The organism is Paenibacillus sp. J31R34, assembly GCF_059383715.1.
Genome location: NZ_JBXENU010000005.1, coordinates 331,965 through 357,919, shown reverse-complemented (window position 1 = coordinate 357,919; position 25,955 = coordinate 331,965). Strand labels below are relative to the sequence as shown.

The window sequence follows — 25,955 nt, the reverse complement described above, 5'->3', positions numbered from 1 at the left end:
ATAGGTATCCTTATTCTACCACAATAGGAATCTCTAATTTCCACCTTGCTTATCAAGCAGCTGCTTTAATCGACCGGGAAAATCCGTAATAATGCCGTCAACCTGCCTATCTATCAAGGATAGAAAATCTTGCTCTTCATTCACGGTATAAGGATAAACCGCGATTTTCGCCTTAGCTGCTTCTGCCGTATCCTCGGCGTCAATGCCGCTGTAATGCGGATGCAGCGAAAATACTTCGCAGCCCATCAGCCCGGCATAAGCCGCTGGCGCAATTAATGCCGCCCCATAAAGCAGACCGATCCGCAGCTCAGGCATCCGTGCCTTCAGCCGTGCCAGCAGCTTATGATCGAAGGAGGAAACAACCGTGCGCTCCATACGTCCGGGCTGCTGCAAAAAAACGTCCAGCGCTTCATCCAACGCGCCATTATAGGAGTCCTTCGCTTCCACATTAATTTCAATAGGCTTGGGAAGCAGCGCATAAACCTCCTCCAGCAGCGGTGCTCGTTGTCCGCGAAACGCTTCGGCAAATTTGCTGCCCGCATCCGCCTTGCTAATCGCCTCATAACTCATGCTCCGAATCAGGCCGGTCTGCGTCGTCGTCCGGTCCAGCGTCGCATCATGGCAAACGACCAGCTTATCATCGGCTGAAAGATGAATGTCCAGCTCGACCATATCACAGCCTTGATCGGCAGCTAATTGGAAGGAAGCGAGCGTATTTTCCGGAGCTTCGCCCGCTGCTCCCCGATGCCCGATAATAAGCGGGCGCTTCGCCTGTTTTTTGTTCTCTCCAGCTTCGCCTGCTTGCTGCTTATTCATCCTACCACTATCCTCTCTACCACGTATTTGTGCATATATAAGCATTTATAAGCTTCGTACTTAACATCGGCTTATCTTTCACCCGCGAAACGGCAGCTTTGCCGCCAGAGAACGGCGACAGCCGTTTATGCTTGCTATTATAGCAAACTTTTGATGAACGGCATGCAGTGTATTTCCGAGGAAATTATGCACAGCGCTAGGCCAGCTTGCTTATCAGGCCTGCTATGCTCAGCAAATAAGCAGCTGCGTATTGTATTTTTATTTATTTAAGTGTATATTTATACATAATGAGACTTATACGGAGGTTAGACGATGCTTAATTCAAAAAACAAGGATACAGCTGCCTTGCTGGCAGCGGCCAAACAATCAGTGCTGTTCACGGCGAACAGACCCGAGGTCGTTATGGAGCGCGGGGATGGGATGTACTTATGGGATACGGAGGGTAAAAAATACCTCGATTTCAGCAGCGGCTGGGCGGTCACCAGCTTGGGGCATTCGCCCAAAGTTCTGCAGGAGGCGATTGCCAAGCAAGCGGGACAGCTCGTGCATGCAAGTCCTGCTTTCTTTAACAAACCAATGGTTGAGTTCGCGGAGCTGCTGACAAGCGTGTCCGGCTTTGATAAAGCCTATTTCACCAGCAGCGGCGCCGAAGCGAACGAAACCGCGATTAAACTCGCCCGCAAGCATGGCTCCCTAAATTTAAATGGCGCTTATGAAATCATTACATTGACGAACAGCTTCCACGGGAGAACGCTCGCCATGATGTCCGCAACGGGCAAAGCGCATTGGGAAAGCCTTTATGCTCCTAAGGTTCCGGGCTTCAAGCATGTACCCATCAATGATTTTGATGCGTGCTTCGCTGCGATTAGCGACCGTACCTGTGCCATTATGCTGGAGCTCGTTCAAGGGGAAGGCGGCGTCCATTCGGTAGATGCCCCTTACTTGCAGGCGCTGCGCAAGGCATGCGATGTTTATGGCATTTTGCTTATTTTCGATGAGGTTCAGACCGGAATTGGCCGGACAGGAAAACTTTTTGCCCACGAGCACTATGGCATTAAACCAGACGTCATGACGCTGGCGAAAGGAATTGGCGGCGGATTTCCGTTATCCGCAACGCTAACGATGAAGCAATACGATATTTTCGAGCCTGGCGATCAAGGAGGAACGTATACGGGTGGACCTCTTGCGATGGCAGCAGGCCAGGCGGTCGTAGAGGAGATTATTCGTCTGGATTTGTCCACCAATGCAAAGCTGATGGGTGATTTGATGACGGAGAAGCTGGTCGAGCTATCCCATGAGTATGCAATCACCGATATTCGCGGCAAAGGCCTGCTGCTCGCCTTCACCGTCGCAGAAGGCATAGCCCCACAGCTTGCAGCACGCTGCATGGAGGATGGATTGATCATCAATGCGCTTAATGCCTCCACGGTTCGTATTACACCAGCACTCACGGTAACCGAAGCAGAGACGGATGACATGTTCAAGCTGCTGGAGCGCGCAATGAGCAAGCTTGGATTAAAAATGGCGCAGAAAGAAACGGCTAACGCTTAGCTGCAATAAAAAATCGGCGTGGCGGAATCTTTCGAAGATTCCACCACGCCGATGCGGCTAAACATAATGATTAAAATTTAAAATAGCTTTTCGCATTGTAGTAGCTGATGTTGCGGACAATATCGCCCAGCAGCTCGCGGTCATCCGGCACCTCGCCGTTCTCCACCCACTCGCCGAGCAAATTGCACAAAATCCGGCGGAAATACTCATGCCGCGTATATGACAGGAAGCTGCGCGAATCCGTCAGCATGCCGACAAAACGGCTCAGCAGACCGAAGTTCGCAAGCGCCTTCATTTGCACGACCATGCCATCCCGCGTATCATTGAACCACCAAGCGGAGCCCAGCTGAATTTTGCCCGGGATGCCGTCGCCTTGGAAGCTGCCGATAATCGAGCCAAGCACTTCATTGTCCATTGCATTAAGCGAATATAAAATCGTGCGCGGCAGCGCCTCATCCTTCGCCAGCTCATCAAGCAGCTTAACGAGCGGATACGCAAGCGGGCTGTCACCGATGGAATCATAGCCCGTGTCCGGTCCAAGGCGATTAAACATCGCCGTATTGTTGCTGCGCGCTGCATTAATATGCAATTGCATCGCCCAGTCATGCTTCGCATACAGCTTTCCGAGGAAGACGAGCGTATACGTTTTGTATTTTTTCTCATCCTCAAGGCTTACGCGGTTTCCAGCAAGTGCGCTAGCGAAAATCTCCGCTGCCTCATCCTTCGTCGTCTCTCCGTAAGGCACATAATCAAGGGCATGATCCGAAACGCGGCAGCCGACCTCGTGGAAAAAGGAAACTCTTGCTTCCAGCGCAGTTAACAGCGCCTCATAGCTATCCAGCTTTTGGCCTGCGGCCTGCTCAAGCTTCGCGATCCATTCCAGAAATCCAGCCCGATTAATTTCCAGCGCCTTATCTGGACGGAATGAAGGCAGCACCGCAACCGGAAAGTCTGGCAGGTCTTTAATTTTCAAATGATACTCCAGCGAATCCGCAGGATCATCCGTCGTGCAGACGACCTCAACCTTGGAATTCACAATAAGATCGCGCGCTTTGAAGCCCTCGCCCGACAGCTTCGCATTTACTTTTTCCCAAATAACCGGAGCGTTGCGTTCATTAATAATCTCATCAACGCCGAAGAAGCGCTGCAGCTCCAAATGCGACCAATGGTAAAGCGGGTTGCCAATCGCCTGCGGAACCGTCCTTGCAAAAGCTAGGAAGCGGTCATAATCACTGACGTCTTCGCCACCCGTTACATATTTTTCTTCAATGCCGTTCGAACGCATCGCCCGCCATTTGTAATGATCCCCATACAGCCAGGCCTCCGTCAAATTCGAGAAGCTGATGTTGTCGTAAATTTGCTGCGGGCTCAAATGGCAATGATAATCGATAATCGGCATGTCCTTTGCATAATTATGGTACAAATCCCGTGCCGTTTCATTTGCCAGCAAAAAATTGTCGTCCAGAAACTTAGCCAAGTTAGTCCCTCCTGAATTTAACTAATTCATCCACCTTTACAGCCATTCCCGTCTGAATCGATTTATTGGCAGCGATTCCTGTCAAAATCGAACGGGCACCGTCTACATGATTCGCCGCGCGGTTGAACTTATCCTCTACAGGTGTGCCAAAAATATCGTTAAGCAGTACCGGATCACCGCCGCCGTGGCCGCCAATTCCTTCTTCTACTTCCACATTGTAAGGAGCGCCAAACATAGGGTACACGATGATGCGCTTGCCTTTCAGCGCGCCCTCTTGCGATTTTTCACCGCCGGAATTAACATAGGATTGCTCGACAATTTCCATCTCGATCCGGCCCTTCGTTCCGTTGAACGCAATGCGGTAGCCTTCCCATGGCAGATAAGCATTAAGCGAATAAGTCAGGATCGCATTGTTTTTGTAGCGAACCATTACGCCCATCGTATCTTCGATGTTAATGCCGTCGCTGAATACGCTTTGGTCACGGCGATAGCCGTCTTCATGCTCGGCATCCAAATACATCGCCTTAAGGTTCTCATTGCTGTCCATATGCAGCGCAAATGGATCTTCCGTCGCATTCGGATGGCCCGTCGCACGATCGTAAAACTTCGTTTCGCCGCGCTCTTCGGCATTTTCCTTACCATAGAACAGCAGGTCGCCGAAGGCAAAGACGGTATCCGGCTGCGAGCCGATCCAGAAGTTGACCAAATCGAAGTGATGCGTCGATTTATGGACAAGCAGGCCGCCGCTGTTATTTTTATTGCGGTGCCAACGACGGAAGTAATCCGCGCCATGCTGCGTGTTAAGCAGCCATTCAAAATGCACCGAATTGACTTTGCCAATCGTGCCTTTCTCAATCAGCTCTCTCGCCTTCGTATGATGCGGCGCATAGCGATAGTTAAACGTTACGCGAACATTTTTCCCTGTGCGTTCTACGGCATCAAGAATTTCCTGGCACTTCTTCTCGTCCACGGTCATCGGCTTCTCAGTAATGACGTCGCAGCCCAGCTCCATAGCGCGAATGATGTACGTATGATGCGTACGGTCAACGCTCGTTACGATGACGGAGTCCGGCTTTTCCTTCGCGATCATTTCGTCGAACTGCTCCGCCTTATATGTGTTTACAGCATGATAATCATATTTATCGGTTAAACGCTTATTGGCGTGGTCAAGTCTCGTTTGGTTCGTATCACAAAATGCAAGCAGCTCCGACGTATCTCTGAAATCGGTTGCAATTGCAGCGTAGAAAAACTCAGCTCTTCCTCCCGTTCCTACCAATACGTACTTTTTCTTTTGTGTCATTGCGGCTCACCCTTTGTCTGATTTTTTTGTTCGTTTGATACGCTTTCATTTTATCGCATATAAGTGTTATAATTCTCCTCATATAGTGCTTAAATCGCAAAATATGCCGCATATTTTGCGTTTTATACGAAAGGAGCTTTGAAGGCTATGATTGAAAAAACGCCCGCTTCCTTTGATTATGGAAATTTATCGGATTTGTACATTGAATATATGAAGCGCTCCGAGCCGTTCACGATGCCCAATGATCATTTTCATGACTATTATGAAATTTATTATTTGCTCAGCGGCAAGCGGATTTATTTCGTCCATGACCGCTCTTATCCGGTGGAGCAGGGCGATCTGATTTTCATCTCCCGCCAAATCGTTCATAAAACGCTGTACGCTGGCGAAGCCTCGCATGAACGGGTCATTATCCACTTCGATCACCATTTCCCTGAATCGTTTGCGCCCGAGCTTCGCGAGCTGATCTTGTCGCCGTTTGAGCAGCATATTCATGTGCTGCGGCTGCCGCGTCAGGAGCAGCTTGTCATGGAGCAGCTCATTCGCAGACTGCTGGAGGAAATTCAACAACGCCCTCCCGGCTATGAGCTGTATCCGCCAATCGCAATTACCGAGCTGCTGCTGCATGCGGCCCGTTATTTGCAAAAGCACGAATTCGTCCCGCTTTCCCATGCTACACCGATGCATGCGAAAATTACCGAAATCGTACGTTACATCAACCACCATTTCAGCGAAGAGATTCGGCTGAGCTCCGTTGCCGAACAGTTTTATATCAGCTCGTATTATTTAAGCCGCATCTTTAAGGAAATAACCGGTTTCTCTTTCTCCACCTATTTGACGATTACCCGCATCAAGGAAGCCCAGCGCCTGCTGCGCGAAACCGATCAATCGATTACGGAAATTGCCGCCGCCACCGGCTTCGACAACTTCTCCCACTTCGGCAAAACGTTCAAAAAAATAACGCGCCTCTCGCCGCGGGATTATCGCAAGCATTTGTAAGCAGTTGGGCTAGGAAAGCGCAAAAAAAGGAAAAGCAGCACCTGTTTGGGTAACTGCTTTTTCTCATCATAAGCCTTATGCGTTTACTTGCTTTGCAGCGCAAGCATATTCAGAACTAACATTACCGTTTCCGCAATAATGTATGTACAATAATCACGGAAATATAATTATTTCAATTTCATAATGATGACATCAAGTTCTTTTATCAAATTTTCTTTACTGATGGTTCGATCCTGAATAAAGGAGGTCATAACACCCCATTCACGAATTTTTTCTATCCATGCCAATATAGCATCCCGCGAATAACCCTTATCCTGCAATAAATAAAAAATGTACGAAAGCTCATTGCTAATGCTTGTATTAAAAACAGCTGGATCATCCGAATTAACCGAAATAACCAAGCCTTTGCCCGAATAAGCTTCATTTCCCAAACCATTTGTATTGAAATTTGTCACTGGATGGCTAAATAATTTTTCAATTCCGGAAATGGCCAAGTTCGACGTTGGATTTGCTTCTACGACAATTCCTTTTTCATTTAGTTTGTTTCTAACGTAGCTTTGTAAGCTGTGTAACAATCGAGCTTCGTTTTCCCCCACCTTTATTTGAATCACTTCATACATACGTTCTAAAAAACATTTGCAATGATTGGCATGGATCAGCTTGGACTCATTCCAATAAGAGGCTTCCCCCGTGCCTTGCTTACAGAAATGCTGCTCTGGCAACGCCCATTCATTTCTCCACTTGCCCGTTCTTCCTGTTTCAGAAACACATACCTGATGAATCATTGCTTCATCCGTTTTAAACGACTTGAATTTCCCTTGATAAGCCTTCCACAGTACAAATAAAGTAATGCCCTCAACGTTATGATAAATCTTCTCGACTTGCAGCATAATTTCCCGCTCTATGCCCAGCAGGTCGATTTCTAAATTGTGCTTTTTCTCTAAAAAAGCTTGTCCCCACAGCCAAAGGAGATTTTCCATATATTCAATTCGAGGTATGACAATGACGGGATTTTCCTTGCACCAGCTTTCTGCATCAATCCCGAGCGCAAGACCATGGCCGATACGATCCGACACTCGGTAATTAAAATGCTCGATAACTTCATCGACATGACGCAGACCTGATAGAAGATGCCTGAACTCCTCGCCAACATGATAGGTAAAGCCTAAGGTTTGAATTGGTTCTCCTGATTCCAGCAGTCTGATTTTACTAACGGGACTATTACGAACGTGGCGAAAAATAGGAGCAAACACCCATGGCTCTGTATTATTTTCCAAGCTTGCAGCATCTAACCCCACTATATATTTAGATAAGCCAGGGATTTTCTCTCTTAAATCATTAATAACGTCGACTGTTTCACGATATTTCTTTTGTAGACTGCCATAAAAATAGTTTTCATGCCGTAAAAATGCTCGGTTGACATCAGCATACCAGCATTTTTCATAAAACGTTTCGTCTTGTGCTTTTAGAAAATGAAAAACGACACCCATTTGAGGAATTTTATCATAGGGCAATTTATTATCCTGCATAATGCTCTTATAAGTTTCGAAAAAAATAATCAAATCGCGTTTGAGCGACTGACTCATTTCATGAGCTGTACCACGCGTTGGAGGACTCACTCGAATCTCCAGCTTCTTTAAATTATTGTTGTAGATTTGATTGCGAATGGCGTGCTCTAACTGATTTTGAGAAATAGTGGTAGCCGCTTTGAAAAAATGGCGAAAATAATCCAGTCCCTCTACAAAGTTGCCTTGTGTCACCCCTTGGTACACGATATTTTTAATACGCAAATATTGCCAAAACAATTGAGTTAGATAAGGATCTTTTTTCATTTTTGTGTCTTCCATTATGTACGTCATTACCTTGAATAAAAAAATGTTTTCATCGGTCGTATGCAAGTCCTCAAGACCAAATAAAAGCTTAACGATTTCCGTTGAGGTATCTATATTTTTTCCAGATCCGCTCGCAATGTCACTTAACAGTTCTTTATGGAGTTTTTCATAATTTTGCTCAACCGGTGCTCCTTTTCTAGTTAAATACCACTGGATACAACGATTGTATTTCTCAAAATGCTCGATAAAATAATCATTCGTCGCTGTTGCTAAATATTTTGAAATCATAACGCGAATCAAACTGCTCATTCGAATCGAATGCTCCAAATGAGGATCAGCGACCATTTTATCTAATTCCTTCAATTCAATTTTGCTACTTTCCAAATTGCTATTCATTAAATCCTGCCACATCATATTGAAATTGATGCCTGCACTAATATGAATATGCGTTTCTGCCAGACCACGCTCCATTATTCTGTCCAACTGCATATCTCCAAGATTAATCAGCCAATAATAGCCGTTCAAATACTCAGGCTTGGTCATCTTATTGTTAAGCAAATACATCACTACTAATATGTCGATACAGAACATTCGAGACAGCACATTCCACACCTCAATTTTATTAAGGCCCTCAAAAGCGCTAAATAGCTTTTCGTCGTTCTCGCTTTTCCAATATTTCAAAGCGACTTTGCCATTTCGATGAGTAATGAAGGACTTAGTCAGCTTATTTAGCTGCCCAATATAAATATCATCCTCAGAATGAACCTCAGCAAACACTTTCATCGGAAAATATTGCTCCAGCAGCAAATTTATCGTATCAAAGCTTTTAATATAGTGGCTTCCCACAAGCTCCTGCTGCACTTTCTTTTTCAATTGCTCGTACGTCTTGTATGTTTCCTTTCCTGCGCCCCGCTCAGCCGAAGCCTTAATTACATTTCGGAACAACGGCTCCTTTACAAATAAAAACTCGGTAAGCGGAAGGGTTGCCATTTTGGAAATAAGACCTGTAAAATGTTTAATCATTGCTGTTACCAAGTGACATTTCTTTATTGTACAAATAAGCTAAAGCCTGAATGAGAAACAGCAGCTCATCTTGATAGACACGTCGCTTAGCATCATTTTCCACTCGCCTTATTTCCTGACTCACTTCGTTCGGCGTGTTTTGAAAAATAAATCCATCAAGCAGCTCTTTAATTTCAATAATTTCCAGTTGATTGTGAATGTTATCTTCATTCAAATATTTTTTAATTGTACCTATAAAGCTATCAAGTTTGATTTTTTTTATATTGCCATTTGACAATAGCTTTCTCTGAATACCTCTAAGCTCCAGAACAATCTGTTCTTCTTGGAACCTATTAATTAAAGTATTTAGACGAGATATGTCGATATCCTGACTCGAATATTGCTCCTCCAGATCATCGAATCTCGAAAGCAATTCGTCCTTAATTCTATATATTTTTAATAGGGCATTATCCTCGGTTAACGCTACCGCTATTTCACTGTATTTAATTATTCCAATATTACTATAGAAAACTTCCATAACTTTCTCGATACTATCCCCTTCAATCGACATTTCCTCAATAATTCCATCCGATATTTGAAGCTTTACTCCTCTCCTTTCAGCAAGCGTATTAAGCTTTAAAGACAATTGCCCATTATTGAGCTTACTAATGATATTGTTCACCATCTCATATATATAGCTATAAAAATTGACTATAGAAAAGTTTCTAAAGGCATTGTACGACTTAGTTTGTGTTGCGGATTTCATATCCTCTTCCAAATAAATCATTGGTTCAACATACGATCCATAGTATAAATCCTCTTTTTTCGCTAATAAAAATGAAAAATCATGGAACTTCTCAATATTTAACTTTTCATACTCTAATTCTTTTACACGTTGCTCGCTAAAACTAATTAAATTCAAGTACTTCTTTATATTTTCGGGAAGGCCTTCAGCGATAATTTTGGAATAAGTTACTTTCGCCCTGTTCTCTTTCAGTCTATTTAACAATATTGTCTCGTTCTGTTTACTATGATTCATTATAAACATATTCATTCTTTCAATAAGAAATTTTTTGAATAATTCCAACTTTTCAATAGCATTGTCTACATTAAAATCAAATTCGTCTTTCATTTTTTTACCTATTCTAACCATTTTATCGTATTCAAGATACAAATCAACTTTAATAATAAACCTATTATCCCGCATTATATTGTGAATGCTTTTAAGGATATCCTCAAAAAAGCTTTTCTCTTGCACTTCAATTAGTTGATCTGGAAAAACTTTCGCAAAATAATTACAAACCGTAAGATCAACTAATGTTTGAAGTCTCTCGTTATAATCTTTAAAATCAATCATCAGAGAATTATGAATATCCCTTCTAGAATAATCCGAAAATTCCCTAGAGGAAGGATTTTGCTCTTTGAAATCAAACGCGTAATCATTAATTACTTCTCCATATAGGCCCTCGTAAAAATCAAAATCTATTTCATCAATAAAAGTTTGATGTAAATGTGAACTAAAATCTTTGAAGTCCTCTAAAATTCTTATAATAATGTCTACCTTTATTTTCGAGGAATTATTTGATATAGATTGATAATGCTCTAGCCAGACAGGATCGTCAAAAAAACGATCATTATAATCAGAAAATTCACTATTTATAACTTCTATATATTTGGTTGAATAAATACGTCTCGAAAAAATATCCTGCATTTGTTCAACTTCAAAAAGCCCATTAAGCCTTGAAAATAAAGCAAATACATCCCTCACATTAAAGGTTGCAGGAATCAAGCGTTGATACTCCAACATACCTAGCACTACATTCAAGTCTATTCCGTATTCTTTCCCTGAAATGGTGCTAACTTTAGTTGTCACCCAGCACTCGACAAAATACAGAAAATGAACAATTAAAATCAATTCTTTTTTACTTAGCTTATTTTCCGACGCAACGTGTAATCTTAATTTTTGATGATGAATTTCGACAAAAATATCACTACGATCTGACACTTGATAAGTATTCAATGTATACAATTGCTTAATGAAATTCTGATTTTTGCGTAATGTGAGATTTGTTTCGATTATGATTTCAAATAATTTCTCACAATAGAAAAGAAAGCGATCATTGTTTTTAATTTTTTCGCCATTCTCATCAAAGTGAATAGAAATATTTGAGAGCAGGTAGCTGTATACATTCAACAGCCCTCTCGGCTTGTCGTCGAATATTTGAAAAAACGCTGGAATTTCCACCAACTCTTTTATATCACCAGCTTCATTTCTACTATTGTAGTAAAAAGGGACTTCTGTTTCATCAAATAAACTGCCTACCAATTCTTTCATCGTGATGGCATCGGCTCTTTTTTGATTTGCATCTTTGAACACAACAAAATCCATTTTCGAAATATTCGTCAGTTTTCGTAAAGAAAACCTGCGAGAGTAGGGCATAATTTTTTTCAAAAAATCATAAACCAATTCCCTTTGAGATTCCAATATTATTCTTTCTTCTATAAGATATTGATCTATAAATTTGTAGCCTCCTTGTTGCAGTAAAAGCTCACTTATCATATCCTCTTGAAATTTCAGTATGTCTCCTGAAATAAAGGTAACGATATTGGGATGATTCAAATACTTCAGCACTACGTTAAGTACCTCATTGCAGCGCTTCGGATTAAGGTCAACATCATCAAAGAAAACAAATATAAGATGCTTACCTGCATCACCGTTTAACACCCCAATAAGCGTGTCGAAAAGCTCGCCCAATTTTGCAGTCAGCTCCAGTTCCGAAACCAAGGCTTCCTTTCTCTCTTGTGTATAATCCGACACCCCGGAGAAATGCTCCTCAATTACTTTGTTGTAGCCTTTCTTACGATAAATATACAGAGAAAATACCTTATCCCATAAAAGATCGAGCTTTGTTTTCTCTTGATAAATACAGCTAGCAAGCGTATCTGAAGTACGCGCTGAGGTTGAACGTTGATTTTTATAATATCCTTCAATTTTCTTCTTATTTTTATCAATGAACGCTTTTACATTGAGCAAAATTACCCCTAGTATATCAGAGGTATCCTCCAACATTTCAGGAACAATGACATCCAGAAAAACATCCGTTTCATGATGCTCTTGCATTAGAATTCCACGGAGCGTTAACATAACGGAGCTTTTCCCGCTTCCTCGCTCACCCAAAATACTAATGACATTGTTAAAGTCCAGTTTCTCTTCGTTCTCTTTCCTGTTTTTACGCGAATTCGCCACCTCAACAGCCGTCTCTCTTATTTGATCAATCTGCGTAATGACCTCCAGCCAATTTGGCAGCACCATAGCCATGCTCTCTTCTTTCAACTGATGTTCACCAATTTTTATATTTTGAGGCTTAATTTTCTTGTCCATTTTCAATCTCCCCTTTATGCGCTTTAGCAAGCAACAGCAGCGCTTCATTTCCCGTTCTTAATCTTTCTGTTAAATAAAACTCAAAAAACATATTTGCTACTACAGTACATATCACACCGGCTATAACCGCCATCATTTTTTCAATAGAGTTTATAGAGCTTAAAATAAGCCAATCGTTAATCCCAAAACTAGCAACAACAACAAATAAATAAGCAGCAATGATTAAGAAAACGAGAAAAAACGAGCGATATAATATCATTTTTGCAAGGAGAATATTTAGTCCGGAGGATTCTTCCCTACTAGTCGCGCAAACATTAGCCCATCTGTACAGCGTAACCCATTTATTTCTAGGGCTCACGTTCCGCATATTGATCTTATACTTGCGAGAAAGTACACGCTCAACAGTATGTAGCAGATTTACATTTTCTGAATATACAATTTTCGGATCGTTAACCACATATTTACTCTCTATATACTTAGCACATTTCTCTGAAGTAGCCGCAATGACCAATCCTGTTATATAGCAAATAATGATTACACAAAGGATCATCACTGTCTTTTCACTATCGAGAAACTGCAAAAAGGAGCTATATCCCCCGCCTGTATTCCAGCCTGTCAAGCTAAATGTCCGTTCGACAAAATTGTTATTTAATAAATCAAACGTAATCATGCGCAAAGAAAATAAAAGCAAAAAACCTGGTATAAAAATTCCTGCAAAATCATACAGAAAATCTTTCAGTCTTTGCATTTCCCCACCCCTCTACTAGTAATAAAGACTCATCTATGTTACCATAATTTCCTTTTTTAATACACAATTCTACAAAAAACGACTATATGTTTTTTCTTCACAAAACATCAATTTCTTTCACGTGATCAACACGATAACAATAACTTAATATTTTTAAAAACATTTTAATTAACTCAATTGACTTCAAATGATTTCAAATGTGTGTGCTCTTTAATTACGTTCAAATCCACGTCGTAATCTTATACATACAAAGTCACTTAATTGGACTAATAAATTTGAAATCTCTATGATAAATTTACTGTGATGTCTCAATTTTGTATACTAGGTTGGGAGAAGTGATGAAATGATTAAAATTGGTAAAATTAGCTACTGGCATGTACATGCTTGGGATTATACGAAGGAAGCGCAGGCGCATCCGGGTACAGAAATTACAGCGGTATGGGATGAGCTTCCAGAGCGCGGCCAAGCGGCTGCTGACAAGCTCGGCGTTCCCTTCTACAGCAACTTGGACGAGATGCTCGCAAGCGACATTGACGCCGTTATCGTTGACGCTCCGTCCAACATCCATCGCGATGTTATCATTGCAGCGGCACGTGCAGGCAAGCATATTTTTACGGAGAAGGTAATCGCTCCTACGCTTAAAGAAGTGAATGAAGTCATCGAAGCGGTATCCGCAAATAACGTGAAGCTTACTGTTTCCCTTCCAAGGCTGAACGCAGGCTACACGCTGGCGATTCAGGACATTTTGGCACAGGGCCTGCTTGGCAAAGTAACGCTTGTTCGGGTTAGATTATCGCATGATGGCGCTACGAAAAACTGGTTGCCGGAGCATTTCTATAATTTGGAGCAATGTGGCGGCGGCGCCTTGATCGATCTGGGCTGCCACCCGATGTATTTGACTCGCCTGTTCCTCGGTGAGCAGCCTGTTGAAGCATCTGCGCAATATGGCTATGTAACAGGAAAAGAAGTAGAAGATAACGCCGTCGTACTGCTTAAAACAGCATCAGGCGCAGTCGGTATCGTTGAAGCGGGCTTCGTCAACGCGTTCTCGCCTTTCACGATCGAAATTCACGGCACGCAAGGCACTTTGATGTACGGCACACCGGATGACCGCCTGCTGCTGCGGACGAACTTGAACGGTGAAGACGCTGCGAAGGAATGGCAGGAGCAGGTGCTTCCAAACTCGCGACCAGGCGCTTTCAACCAATTCGCCGATCATATTGTTAACGATACGAAGGCTGAGGAAAATGTTCAGCTTGCCGTTGAATTAACGAAGCTGGTTGAAGCGGCGAACCGTTCCGTGCGCGAAGGCAAATCGATTCGTATCGATGAGTTGGCGCAATAATAGACTACTGAATTATTTTTCAGCAATAACGGCTTGAAGGGAGGTTTGGCGCAATTGCAGCCTTTTCCATATGAAGTGATGCGTGAGCGCCAGGATGCGCTCGAGAGGCTTGATCTTCGCATCCGCTGGGGCTATTACGATATTCATGTGCTCCGTTTTCACCTGACCCAGTTTCTTCCCGGCAAAATCGTCAACTTTCATAAGCATGCCGAGTTCGAGTTTCATTTTATACCGCAGGGCAAAGGGACTGTTATTCTGGTCGATATGCCGTATGCGCTGAACGAGGGCATGTTTTATTTGACGGGACCTGATGTGCTTCATTATCAGGAAGCAAGTCCGGATGACATTATGGATGAGCTGTGCCTGCATGTCGATATTATCGATCGCAGATTGTTGCCCGGCTCCTCCCCTGCTACAGAAGCGGATGACTGGGAAGTGGCAGAGGCAGATGATTGCATCAGCAAGCTGCGCACGCTGCCCCTGTTTCCAGCAGAAGATGTGCATCAGGCTATGCCTTTGTTTTTGGAAGCTTATGAAGCTTGCTCAAGGCATTATACAGGCAGCTATACGACGATCAGACAAAATGTCATTCAAATCTTGCTGCGGGCAGTGCGTGCTTATGACACGGTGAAGGAGCCGGAACAGGCCCACTGGCCCACACGGGATATGAAGGCTTACCGCTATCGTCTCGCTATGGAATATATACAGGCCAACTACTCCGGCGAGGTCACGCTCGAGGATGTAGCCGACAAGCTGAATTTAAGCTCGCGGCATATTCAGCGGGTATTCAAGGAGGCCGGGGACGGCCAGTCCTTCAGCGCCACACTCGAAAACATGCGCCTCAAGGCGGTATGCCATGCGCTTGCCGAAAGCACGCAGTCGATTGAAAAAATCGCCCAGCAAACGGGTTTTGCCAATGCCAACTATTTGCATGCGGTATTTCGCAAACGTTTTGATATGACCCCTTCTGAATACCGTGCGCAGCAGATGTCTATTATGTAGTAAAGGATGATAATCGCAATGTCCAAGACGCTAAAAATCGGAATTATCGGCAGCGGCGGCATCGCAGGCGCCCATGCCAGAGCGTATAAGCAGATGCTCGGCGTAGAAGTTGCAGCTGTAGCCGATATTATTCCAGGCCGCGCCGGGCAATTTATTGAGCATTGGGAACTGCCCCATGCAACTGCTTACGACGACTATCGGCAGCTGCTCGACACGGAGCTTGATGGCGTCAGCATTTGCACGCCGAATGTGGCCCATTTTCAAACGACGGTCGATGCGCTAAATGCAGGCAAGCATGTCATGCTGGAAAAACCAATGTCGGTCACGCTTGAAGAAGCGGTGACGATGGCGGAAACAGCACTCAAAACAGGCTATATGCTCAACATCGGCTTCCAGCCGCGCTATGACCCAAATATGGCGATCATTCGTGATCTCATCTCGTCTGGCGAGCTGGGCAAGGTGTATTATGTAGAAACGGGAGGCGGACGCCGCCGTGGCATGCCAGGCGGAACCTTTATCCGCAAGGACATTGCCGGAGCTGGTGCCATGGCCGACATTGGCTGCTACTCGCTCGACATGGCGATGAATGCGCTTGGTTATCCGAAGCCGCTGACGGTATCAGCGTTTACGTCTAACCATTTTGGCACGAACCCGCTGTATCATAAGGAAGCAGACAAGTTTGACGTTGAGGATTTTGGCGTGGCAATGATTCGTTTCGAAGGCGATATTGTGCTCAATTTCAAAATTTCCTGGGCGATGCATATGGACTCGCTCGGCGCCGCCCTATTCCTCGGTACTAATGCTGGGCTCAAGGTTACGCCTTCCGGCTCAGGCCCTTGGAGCGGCGTATTCGATGGCAGTGTAGGCTCCATCACGATGTTCCATGATGTACAAGGTCATCATACGGAAAGCCCGATTCCGGTTATTCAGCACCAAACCGATCTGTTTCACGCCAAGGTTTGGGATTTTGCCGAAGCGGTGCGCGACGGCAGACCGGCCCCTATTCCTGGCAGCCAAATCGTTCGCAATCAAGCGGTTATCGACGGCATTATCCGTTCTGCTCAGACGAAAAAGGAAGTCGATATCTTTTTGCCTTCCCCGTTTGCGTAAAACTTTGTTAAAATGGAAATTCGCTGCGTGAAAGATTTGGTTTTCGATCGCTGTTGCTATTGGATTTCTTTGAATTAGACCGCTTCAGCGGTAGAAATCCACTAGCAAATGCGAGCGCTATCGCTTCTCAAATCCAAACCTTTCACTCCGCTCACCTATTTAACAACTTCTTAAAGCACGCGCGGAAGCGCTGCAAACCAAAATTCAAGGAGGATTTTATTATGTCTACAACTCATCGTATTGCGATTATCGGCTGTGGCGGTATCGCTAATGGCAAGCATTTGCCGAGCCTTAGCACGATTAAAAGCGCACAAATCGTTGCTTTCTGCGACATCGAAGAGCATCGCGCACAGGAGGCTGCTGCGAAGTATGGTGCGGAAGGCGCTCGCGTATACACCGACTATACTGAGCTTTTGAAGGACGAATCTATTGAAATCGTTCACGTCTGTACGCCGAATGATTCCCATGCGGTCATCGCGATTGCTGCGCTGGAAGCTGGCAAGCATGTCATGTGCGAGAAGCCAATGGCAAAAACAGCAGCAGATGCGAAGCTTATGATGGAAACGGCACGCCGTACTGGCAAAAAACTGACTATCGGTTACAACAACCGTTTCCGTCCAGACAGCCAGCAGCTGAAGAAAATTTGTGCTAATGGCGAGCTGGGCGAAGTGTATTACGCGAAAGCACATGCGATTCGTCGCCGCGCCGTACCAACATGGGGTGTATTCCTTGATGAAGAAAAACAAGGCGGCGGCCCGCTAATCGATATCGGTACTCACGCGCTGGATCTTACATTGTGGATGATGGACAACTACAAGCCAAAGGTTGTACTTGGAACGGCCTACCACAAGCTGTCGCAGCGTGAAAATGCAGCCAACGCTTGGGGCCCTTGGGACCCTGCCAAGTTTACCGTTGAAGATTCCGCTTTCGGCATGATCGTTATGGAAAACGGCGCTACGATTTCCCTTGAGTCCAGCTGGGCGCTGAACACACTGGATATTGACGAAGCAAAATGCTCGCTGTCCGGTACAGAAGGCGGAGCTGACATGAAAGGCGGCCTGCGGATCAATGGCGAAAATCATAGCCGTCTTTACACGACGGACATTGAGCTGAAATCCGGCGGCGTCGCTTTCTTCGATGGCGCAGATTCCGGCCGCGACTCCGATCTGGAAATGAGAATGTGGCTGAAAGCGATTGAGGACGACACTGATCCGGTTGTAACGCCAGAGCAAGCGTATGTCGTTTCGCAAATTTTGGAAGCCATTTATGAGTCCGCGCGCACGGGCAAAGCCGTTTATCTGTAACAGCTAGCTGCTTCATAAAGCACAACTTAAAACCTATAAGCCTGTTCCCCATCCGAACGCGGAGGGAGCAGGCTTTTTTTCACTAAACGATTACAGTTATGGTCATTGATCATGTTATTATAAAACTGTACTCATTTTTCAAGGAGGCGTCCGCTCATGCTTTTTATTGGGATTTTATTAATCTGCTGTGGTTTATTATTGGTGACGCGGCCCGCCTTCGTATGGTCACTGACTGAGAGTTGGAAATCTAATGACGGCACCGAGGCGTCCAGCCTCTACCTTGTATCAACAAGATTCGGTGGCGTATTATGCACGCTAGCAGGGCTTACAGCTATCATTGCTTATTGGCTTTAGGGGATATTCGTTAATCATGCACACAAATTTAACCGATCCGAAGGAAGGCTAGCAGCTCGGAAAGGTACGCAGATAGGGGAATTCCGTTGCAGGGCTATCAGGAAAAAAGAGATCTAGAACGCACAGCTGTCCGCATTTTCATCCGTCTCTACAACCAAAATTATGCCAATAGGCTCCGGCTGCTCTATCAGCGTGAACGCCCGGATGCCGTGCTTCAGCATCGGAATCATCACATCATTGGCGTTGAAATTACTCATCTGTTCTATGATTCCGAAGAGGCGAAAAGGCTGCTAGGCCGCTCCCAATCACGCAATCTTAATCAAGAGGTAGTCGAAATGCTGATCGCCGAGCTGAATAAGCGCATTCAGACGAAGGAATTGAAAATAAACAATTACGCGACTGCTTATCCGATCGCGTTAATCATTCGAAATGCTTCCCCCGCCTTCGGCATGTCCGATATTTTGCGTGCCAAAGAGCTCATCTATAAGCCGCAAGGCCGCTTTACCCATGTGTGGTTTTTATCGCGCGATGGATCTGACGAGTGGTTGATGAAGGATTTGCAGCAGCTTTAGGCCTAAGCCTTAGAGCTGCCCTGCCCTTACACTCACATTCATCGCCGCGCCAATTTTACTATAGGCGTAAATGGACCAATCCCCGCTCACCTATCATTTGCTGCACTTTAACGAACAAGGAGCAGCGTCATGATGCCTAGTCCCAGTAGAAAGCGATCTGTTCTTATGCTGCCCATCCTCAGACCCCTTTGCTTGCGAAAAACGTTTTTTTACGGTCATATGTTATCTTCGTAGCATTCGTATCTTTTTAAGGCCGTGCTGCTTGCTTAACGCTTATTCGAGGGTAAATCTTATCTAACGAGTTAAGGCTGGGGGCAACCACATAGGTGCGTGGCTCAGATCACTGTTACTGAAACCACTATGGATGAGACCCCGCAGCTCGGGAACGCTCCCTTTTTTTGGCGGACTGAGGTTCCGCTATTCTTGGTTTTACTCCGATTTCAGGCCGTAAGCGGACAGGAAATCCGTTATCTCCCTCATTATTCCCTAAAAAAGGAATCAGGCGGTGCATTAGCTGCTCCTCAGTCCGCAGCCGGTGCCATAACCCGTGATTCTATTGAAATAGCGGCTGCTGTGTCCGCCAAGTCCATCATCGTGCAGGGAGTAAACCGGAGTCGGTTGTGAGACTGCGGCGGGAAGATATTTGATGCTAAAATGGATCAGCTTCTGGCTCGCTTACATTTGCATAAACGCCTAATCACATAAAAAACGATGGAGCAAACGGCAGCATGCCGTTAATCCCATCGCTTCTATGCTTAATATATTTAGCCAGACTACTCCACCCTTGTGCTAAAGCTCTTTCATTTACAAGTCCAAATTGCCTTACAAGCTAGCTTTGCCTCGAAAATATTTCTTCACCACTTCATAAGCCAGCTTCGGCCTGCGATAGCGGTCCACAATGCCTTTGCTGTTCTGCGTTCCGGCGCGGGCGAGCAGCCAGCCCGTGCCTTCGGTTACCCGGCAATCGCAAAACTGCCAGATGAACATGCCGGACATGTACTCCCGCGACGTATACGCCTGCAAATTCGCTTCAATAATATCTGCCTGGCGCTCCTCTGTGCCGCGTACCCGGTTCGGGTCGCGTAAGCCGTAATGGCCGTCGCCTCCAAACTCGCTCATAATCATCGGCTTGCCCGCACCACCTGCGGCATCGGCCCAACCTCTCGCCGCATCGCATAGCTCGCCTGGATCTTCATCGCCATACCAGCCCGGGTACAAATTACAGGACACGATGTCGGCAAGGTCAAAGCAAATTTCCTTCTCGCGGTGATGGGAAGCAAACGTTAGCGGCCTGCTGCTGTCCATTGCCCGAATTTGCTCCAGCTGCCGTTTGTAGTGAACGCGCCCTTCCTCCAAGTCGCTGGCACATTCATTCAAAATCGCCCAAATAATAATCGAGGGATGATTAAAATGCTGCTCCACCATCTCGCGGTTCACCTGCTCGCACTGCCAAATAAAATTCGGATTGCGCATTTGCTCAATCGACAAGCCGCGGGCATGATTTTCTTCCCATACCAGCACACCGTGCTCATCGCATAAATCGAGAAAACGCTCATCATTCGGATAATGGCTAGTTCTCACCGCGCTTGCGCCCATATCCAGCATCAACTGTAAATCGTGTGCCATAAGCGGCAGCGGTAAAGCTGAACCTGTCAGCGGATGATCCTCATGCCGATTAAATCCTTGCAGCACGATATCCTCGCCGTTCAATTGAATGCGTCCACGCTCCGTTGTAACCGTTCGGAAGCCTACGCGCTCCACCAAATCATCGACGGGAGCCGCTTGGCCTTCGATTTGCACCAAAACCTGCAGTAAATACAAAGCCGGATTTTCCTGCGACCAAGACTGCACCTGATCCATGCTGAAAATGCCGCCTACACTCGCCGTCTCTCCCGGTTGCAAGCTCACGCTGCCAAGCTCCAGCGTCTGCCCTGCAATCGTCGCCGTCAGCCTAGTATCCAACTGCACCTGCGTATGCTTCTTCGATAGCGCTGGATAGCGGACACAAGCGCGAATCTCTGCCTGCCAGCTACCAGCACTTTGCTGTCCTGCTTCCAATTCTATTTCTGTTTCTGTTTCTGTTTCTGTTTCTGAAGTTAACTTTTTCAAAGGGGTGAAAGATATGCGCTCAACAAACAGCTCCTGAATTTCCTCCAGCATGACCGGACGAATAATTCCGCCGTATGTATAATAGTCGTTAGGGACGTGAAGCGACGATGCTTCGCTAAAAGAATTATCCACGAGCACGGCAAGCTCATGTGTACCCGCTTCAACATCGCGAATGACGGCATCGAATGCCGTATACGCATTATAATGGCGGGCAACCGGCTTTCCATCAAAAAACACATTGGCTGTATGGCTCACGCCTTTAAAAATAAGACGAAGCGACGTCCGTTTCTCCAAGGTCACTTTGGTGCGGTAAACACCTCTGCCACTGTATGTCAGCAGCTCCGGATGCGTCTCCCAGCAGCCCGGAACCGCCAGCCTATATCGATATTGAAGCGATTCCAGCTGAATTTCTCCATCCGGAACCGTGACAAAATCCCACATACCGCCGAGTTCTCTTACTTTTCGAATTGTATTAGTCTGAAATAATCTGGACATGCTTTGCCTCCCCAATATGGCTTTAACGCCCCTATTGTAAACGCTACTATTTTATCACTATTTCCGTTTTTTGCAAGGCGCCCTTTGCATGGCATATGTATGTAAACAGCAAATACACGGGCCCGTGCAGTGAACATTTCCAAAAAATGTCCAGTGTGCTGGTACCCGTGTATGATACAAACGCGATTACTATTCTTTTTTGTCCGATCAACAGCTCAGAAATGCTGTATTAAGCTTTGCTTAGCGCTTTTGCAGCATAGCGGTTCTCAGGAATCGGCAGCTCCAAATTGCCGCGGAGCGTATCATGCTCATACTCTGTCCGGTAGATACCGCGCTCCTGCAAAATAGGCACAACCAAATCGACGAAGTCATCGAGTCCCTTCGGCACCGAGGAATGGATAATGAAGCCGTCGGCTCCCTCTTCCTCATGCCATTGCTGAATCAAATCAGCGATTTTCTCTGGCGTACCGATAAAGTCGGTGCGCGGTGTCGCTACACTTAGCGCGACTTGGCGCAGCGTCAAGCCGTGCTCCCGAGCTTTGCTCTTGATTTTGTCCGTGCCGCTGCGGAAGCTGTTGCTGCCGAGATCGCCAATATCCGGGAATGGCTCATCGAGCGGAAACTGCGAGAAGTCGAAATGCTCGAAGAAGCGGCCCAAAAATTGCAGCGCCTTATCAATAGACACGAGGCTCGCCAGCTCCTCGTATTTGCGGTCTGCTTCTTCCTGCGTATGTCCGATAATGGGAGAAATGCCTGGGAAAATGCCAATTTCATCTGCCGACCGGCCATACGCTGCCGCTCTATTTTTCACATCGAGATAGAAAGCCTTCGCTTCCTCCAAGGACTCATGCCCCGTAAATACCGCATCGGCACTTTTCGCTGCCAAATTGCGTCCATCCTCCGAGGAGCCCGCTTGGAAAACAACCGGCTGACCCTGCTTAGAGCGGGCAATATTGAGCGGCCCCTGCACGGAGAAAAACTCGCCTTTATGATTCAAACGATGCAGCTTCTCCGGGTCAAAAAACACGCCCGATTCCTTATCCCGCACAAAAGCATCATCTTCCCATGAATCCCAAAGCCCGCGCGTTACCTCCAAATATTCCTCGGCAATGCGGTAGCGCTGCGGATGCGTTGGATGATCCGCCTTGCTGTAGTTTTTCGCCGAGCCTTCAAGTGGTGACGTGACGACATTCCAGCCGCCGCGCCCGCCGCTAATATGATCGAGCGAAGCAAACTGCCGAGCTACGGTGAACGGCTCGCTGTAGGATGTCGACAGCGTGCCAACCAAGCCGATCTTCGAAGTAACCGCCGCCAGCGCGGAAAGGATAGTCAGCGGCTCAAATCGATTCAAGAAATGAGGCAGCGAATGCTCGGTAATGTAGAGCCCATCGGCAATAAATACAAGATCGAATTTGCCTGCCTCAGCCTTCTGCGCCTGCTGCTTGTAAAATTCAAAATTAACGCTGGCATCCGTCACGGCATCCTTATGTCTCCAAGCCCCAACATGACCGCCAACCCCATGAACAATTGCACCAAATTTGATTTTTTTCCGCTTAGCCATAACCAATTCCTCCTCCGAATGTTTATGAAGACAATAATGCCGTTTCCTGAAGCTGCAGCTTGTAGCATTTCACCAAAACATCGCCATTGTACATTTCCTTATCCGTCGCCCGTTCAAAGCCCAGCCGCTCATAAAGCTTAATGGCAGACGCCATTAAATCAGAGGTGTGCAGATGCAGCGTGGAAGCCCCAAGCGCGAGCGAACGGCGAATGCTTTCCTTGATCAACTCTGTCGCAACGCCAAGCCCGCGTGCCTCTGGCGCTACCCCAAGCAAGCGAATAATCGGTGAATCGATTTTCAGCTCTGGACGTCCATAGGCGGTAGTCGACGAAGTGAACAGCAGCACACTGCCGACGATCTCCCCATTCACCTCCGCAACTATGCGCGCCTGGGGTCCTTCCTTATCAACCGATTCAATAATAGAAGCCTTATAATCGGCCCAGCGATCGGGTGACATAACAGCCTCGTACTGCGAATAAGCAGCTACGACGATGCGCAAAATCGCCTCGCGGTCTTCCGCTACCGCATCCCGAACTTCAACTTTGATATTCGCCACACTATACACACCTTTCGCATGATTTTTATCGGAATTATAGGATGAAAAGAGCCTTGACCGCTTCATCTATACGATGACGTCTTGGAGCCCTTTTGTTATTCGCTTTTGTTATTCGCTTCGTTTATTGCTTATTCGTTTCTCCGAACGACTCCAAATAACGACTGGCCAGATTGGCGAAATAAGCAGCGGTCAGCGGCAGGGCTTGCTCATCGATATCGAAAGCAGGATGATGCCATTCCTGCGGGCCCGCTGTTCCCATGAAAAAAAACAAACCCGGCACTTGCTTCTGATAAAAAGCAAAATCCTCTCCAGCAGAAGACGGAAGCGGCTCTACGACCTGCAGCAACGTTTCGTGAGCTGCTGCGACTGCTGCTTCTACTAAAGCCGGGTCATTTTGAACCGCTGGCGGCCCTTTAATCCAGCGCACCGTCGCAGTTGCGCCGAACGCTGCTGCTACATTTTCCGCCACCTGCTGGAAACGTTCCAGCACATGCTTCCTCACCTGCTCGTCAAAGGTGCGAATCGTCCCGTCGAAGACGGCCTTTTCCGCTATGACATTCCAGGCGGTTCCGCTTTGAATGCGCGTCACGCTAACGACCGCGCTCAGCAGCGGGCTGACATTGCGGCTGACGATCGATTGCAGCGCCGTCACAATATGCGCCGCCGTCACAATCGGATCAATGCTTGCTTCCGGCACAGCCGCATGGCTGCCTTTGCCCGTCACCTCAACAACAAAACCATCGGCTGCTGCCATTATCGGTCCCGGCTTAATGCCAATCGTCCCGACGGGCAGATCCGGCTTATTATGAATGCCATAAATAGCCCCCACACCATCAAGCGCGCCGCTTGCAATGACCACCTGTGCGCCTGTCGCCTTCTCCTCAGAAGGCTGAAAAATAAGGCGCACCGTTCCCGCCAGCGTCTCCTCGCGCTGCTTGAGCAGTAAAGCTGCACCGATGAGCGAAGCGGTATGATAATCATGCCCGCAAGCATGCATTTTTCCCGCCACTTGCGATGCATAGGGCAGCCCCGTCTCCTCTTGGATCGGCAGTGCATCAATATCGGCACGCAAAGCCAGAACAGGCCCGCTGCGTTTGCCGCCTACTTCGACGACCACACCCGTTTTCAGCCCATAATCGACGATGCGAATGCCCGCTTCCGTAAGCCAGCCTTGAATCGCCTTCGTCGTGGCGAACTCTTCATTTGATAATTCGGGATGCTGGTGCAGCTGGCGCCGTATTTCAATCAGCTTTGCCCCCAACTGCTGCGTCCTCTCCGCCGCCTGTGTATCCGCCATGCCAAATCCTCCCCCGCATCGTGCTTTTGCTCCAGCCTATTCATGCTGCCTGCCCTACTACTTGCCTTTCACAGTATCCACTTTAAACCTTCTAGCTTTCTACAGCAAGCTCAGCGAAAGCTTCCGATAACAGCTCATAGGAATGAATTCTAGCTTCAAAATCCTTAACCGCCGTCGTTATAATAAACTCATTGACGTGATGCTTCTCCTGCCATTCCAGCAGCCGCCTCCGAACGGTCTCCTTCGAGCCTTTCGTAATTTCGGCTTCCTTCACTTCAACCCTATAAGGCTGGCCCGATTGTCTGCCGAATTCTTCCGCCTGCTCGACGGTTCCGACCGTCAGCGTCTTGCCATTTTCCAAATGAATTTTAACGTTTTTATGATCAGAGGCCAGCAGTGCTGCCTCCTCATCGGTATTAGCGGCAATGAGCGACAGCGCCAAAATCGCCTGCGGCTGCTTGCCTTTATCCGAGCGGAACTCCGCATGATAAGCGGTCAGCGCCTCTTCCGCGATAGCTGCATCACTGTTAATAAATTGGGCAAATACGTACGGGTAACCGGCTTCAGCTGCCAGCTTCGCACTTGCTACACTAGCGCCAAGCACATAGATTTCGGCTGGCTGCTCTGGCACAGGGGAAGCCTGCAACCCGGCCAGCTCATGCTCCGCGGGCAGCGTATTTTGCACAAAATGCTCTAATTCCACCAGCTTATCCTGCAGCGACTGCTCCTGTGAAATGCCTTTCTGCAAAGCCTGCGTGGAACGCGGCAGCCCGCCCGGCGCACGGCCGATTCCTAGATCAACACGGCCTGGAGCAAGTGTCGCCAGCAAATTAAAGTTTTCCGCTACTTTATAAGGGCTATAATGCTGGAGCATAATACCGCCTGAGCCAATGCGAATACTTTCTGTTTGAGCAAGCAAAAACGAAATCAGCACCTCAGGCGAGGAGCCGGCAACTTGCGCCGAATCATGATGTTCGGATACCCAGAAACGGTTGTAGCCGAGCTGCTCCGCCTTTTTCACCAGTGTGAGTGTATTTTGAAAAGCCTCTGCCGGCGTGCTGCCTGGAAAAACAGGGCTTTGGTCTAAAATGCTAAGCTTAATCGCCATTTTCATTCTCTCCCATCGTCGTTTGCCTTGCAACG

At 46.5% G+C, this 25,955-nt stretch carries 19 protein-coding genes; 8 read left to right on the top strand and 11 right to left on the bottom strand.

Going from position 1 to position 25,955, the window contains the following annotated elements; genetic code table 11:
• Window positions 1-33: 33 nt before the first annotated feature.
• Window positions 34-816, bottom strand: a complete 783-nt coding sequence (locus AC50YG_RS16540) for a glycerophosphodiester phosphodiesterase (protein ID WP_473760550.1) — start codon at window positions 814-816, stop codon at window positions 34-36.
• A gap of 312 nt (window positions 817-1,128) precedes the next feature.
• Between AC50YG_RS16540 and AC50YG_RS16535 the strand changes: the two genes are divergently transcribed.
• Window positions 1,129-2,367 (top strand): aspartate aminotransferase family protein, encoded by a 1,239-nt coding sequence (locus AC50YG_RS16535; RefSeq protein WP_494828092.1) that lies wholly within the window; start codon window positions 1,129-1,131, stop codon window positions 2,365-2,367.
• Between the two features lie 70 nt (window positions 2,368-2,437).
• On the opposite strand, the gene uxaC is transcribed toward AC50YG_RS16535, so the two are convergent.
• On the bottom strand, window positions 2,438-3,844 hold the full coding sequence (gene uxaC / locus AC50YG_RS16530; RefSeq protein WP_494828091.1) for a glucuronate isomerase: 1,407 nt from the start codon (window positions 3,842-3,844) through the stop codon (window positions 2,438-2,440).
• Between the two features lies 1 nt (window position 3,845).
• A complete protein-coding gene (locus AC50YG_RS16525; protein WP_473760567.1) occupies window positions 3,846-5,144 on the bottom strand; it encodes a Gfo/Idh/MocA family protein in 1,299 nt (432 codons plus the stop codon).
• Between the two features lie 147 nt (window positions 5,145-5,291).
• Here AC50YG_RS16525 and AC50YG_RS16520 point away from each other — a divergent pair, with 147 nt between their 5' ends.
• Window positions 5,292-6,143: a helix-turn-helix transcriptional regulator gene (locus AC50YG_RS16520; RefSeq protein ID WP_494828090.1), complete on the top strand. Its 852-nt coding sequence runs from the start codon at window positions 5,292-5,294 to the stop codon at window positions 6,141-6,143.
• A gap of 167 nt (window positions 6,144-6,310) precedes the next feature.
• On the opposite strand, the gene AC50YG_RS16515 is transcribed toward AC50YG_RS16520, so the two are convergent.
• The 3 genes from AC50YG_RS16515 to AC50YG_RS16505 are packed head-to-tail and all read right to left on the bottom strand — an operon-like array spanning window position 6,311 to window position 13,107.
• The gene (locus AC50YG_RS16515) at window positions 6,311-9,010 is read right to left on the bottom strand and encodes a hypothetical protein (protein WP_494828089.1); all 2,700 of its coding nucleotides are present in this window, start codon (window positions 9,008-9,010) and stop codon (window positions 6,311-6,313) included.
• Window positions 8,991-12,359 carry a hypothetical protein gene (locus tag AC50YG_RS16510; protein ID WP_494828088.1) on the bottom strand — a complete coding sequence of 1,123 codons (3,369 nt, stop codon included), beginning with the start codon at window positions 12,357-12,359 and terminating at the stop codon, window positions 8,991-8,993. The genes AC50YG_RS16515 and AC50YG_RS16510 overlap by 20 nt, the downstream gene beginning before the upstream one ends.
• Window positions 12,343-13,107 (bottom strand): hypothetical protein, encoded by a 765-nt coding sequence (locus tag AC50YG_RS16505; RefSeq protein ID WP_494828087.1) that lies wholly within the window; start codon window positions 13,105-13,107, stop codon window positions 12,343-12,345. Before AC50YG_RS16505 ends, AC50YG_RS16510 begins: the two co-directional genes overlap by 17 nt.
• A 343-nt stretch (window positions 13,108-13,450) precedes the next feature.
• Between AC50YG_RS16505 and AC50YG_RS16500 the strand changes: the two genes are divergently transcribed.
• From AC50YG_RS16500 to AC50YG_RS16475, 6 genes are all read left to right on the top strand, one after another.
• Window positions 13,451-14,452, top strand: a complete 1,002-nt coding sequence (locus AC50YG_RS16500; protein ID WP_494828086.1) for a Gfo/Idh/MocA family protein — start codon at window positions 13,451-13,453, stop codon at window positions 14,450-14,452.
• Window positions 14,453-14,506: 54 nt separating this feature from the next.
• Complete coding sequence (locus tag AC50YG_RS16495) at window positions 14,507-15,454, top strand: helix-turn-helix domain-containing protein (protein ID WP_494828085.1); 948 nt, start codon at window positions 14,507-14,509, stop codon at window positions 15,452-15,454.
• Between the two features lie 18 nt (window positions 15,455-15,472).
• Window positions 15,473-16,564, top strand: a complete 1,092-nt coding sequence (locus tag AC50YG_RS16490) for a Gfo/Idh/MocA family protein (protein ID WP_494828084.1) — start codon at window positions 15,473-15,475, stop codon at window positions 16,562-16,564.
• Window positions 16,565-16,785: 221 nt separating this feature from the next.
• Window positions 16,786-17,868, top strand: a complete 1,083-nt coding sequence (locus tag AC50YG_RS16485; RefSeq protein WP_341278900.1) for a Gfo/Idh/MocA family protein — start codon at window positions 16,786-16,788, stop codon at window positions 17,866-17,868.
• 156 nt (window positions 17,869-18,024) lie between these two features.
• The gene (locus AC50YG_RS16480) at window positions 18,025-18,222 is read left to right on the top strand and encodes a DUF6199 family natural product biosynthesis protein (protein WP_473760583.1); all 198 of its coding nucleotides are present in this window, start codon (window positions 18,025-18,027) and stop codon (window positions 18,220-18,222) included.
• Window positions 18,223-18,308: 86 nt separating this feature from the next.
• On the top strand, window positions 18,309-18,794 hold the full coding sequence (locus AC50YG_RS16475) for a hypothetical protein (protein WP_494828083.1): 486 nt from the start codon (window positions 18,309-18,311) through the stop codon (window positions 18,792-18,794).
• 822 nt (window positions 18,795-19,616) lie between these two features.
• Here AC50YG_RS16475 and AC50YG_RS16470 read toward each other — a convergent pair.
• The 5 genes from AC50YG_RS16470 to AC50YG_RS16450 all read right to left on the bottom strand — a co-directional run bounded on the left by AC50YG_RS16470 (window position 19,617) and on the right by AC50YG_RS16450 (window position 25,920).
• Entirely contained in the window at window positions 19,617-21,398 is a 1,782-nt protein-coding gene (locus AC50YG_RS16470) for a glycoside hydrolase family 2 protein (protein ID WP_494828082.1), read from the bottom strand.
• A gap of 229 nt (window positions 21,399-21,627) precedes the next feature.
• Entirely contained in the window at window positions 21,628-22,959 is a 1,332-nt protein-coding gene (locus AC50YG_RS16465; RefSeq protein ID WP_341278904.1) for an LLM class flavin-dependent oxidoreductase, read from the bottom strand.
• Between the two features lie 22 nt (window positions 22,960-22,981).
• Window positions 22,982-23,515: a GNAT family N-acetyltransferase gene (locus AC50YG_RS16460; RefSeq protein ID WP_473760588.1), complete on the bottom strand. Its 534-nt coding sequence runs from the start codon at window positions 23,513-23,515 to the stop codon at window positions 22,982-22,984.
• Window positions 23,516-23,636: 121 nt separating this feature from the next.
• Window positions 23,637-24,812 (bottom strand): amidohydrolase, encoded by a 1,176-nt coding sequence (locus tag AC50YG_RS16455; protein WP_494828081.1) that lies wholly within the window; start codon window positions 24,810-24,812, stop codon window positions 23,637-23,639.
• A 91-nt stretch (window positions 24,813-24,903) separates the two neighbouring features.
• Window positions 24,904-25,920: an LLM class flavin-dependent oxidoreductase gene (locus AC50YG_RS16450; protein WP_494828080.1), complete on the bottom strand. Its 1,017-nt coding sequence runs from the start codon at window positions 25,918-25,920 to the stop codon at window positions 24,904-24,906.
• Window positions 25,921-25,955 lie beyond the last annotated feature (35 nt).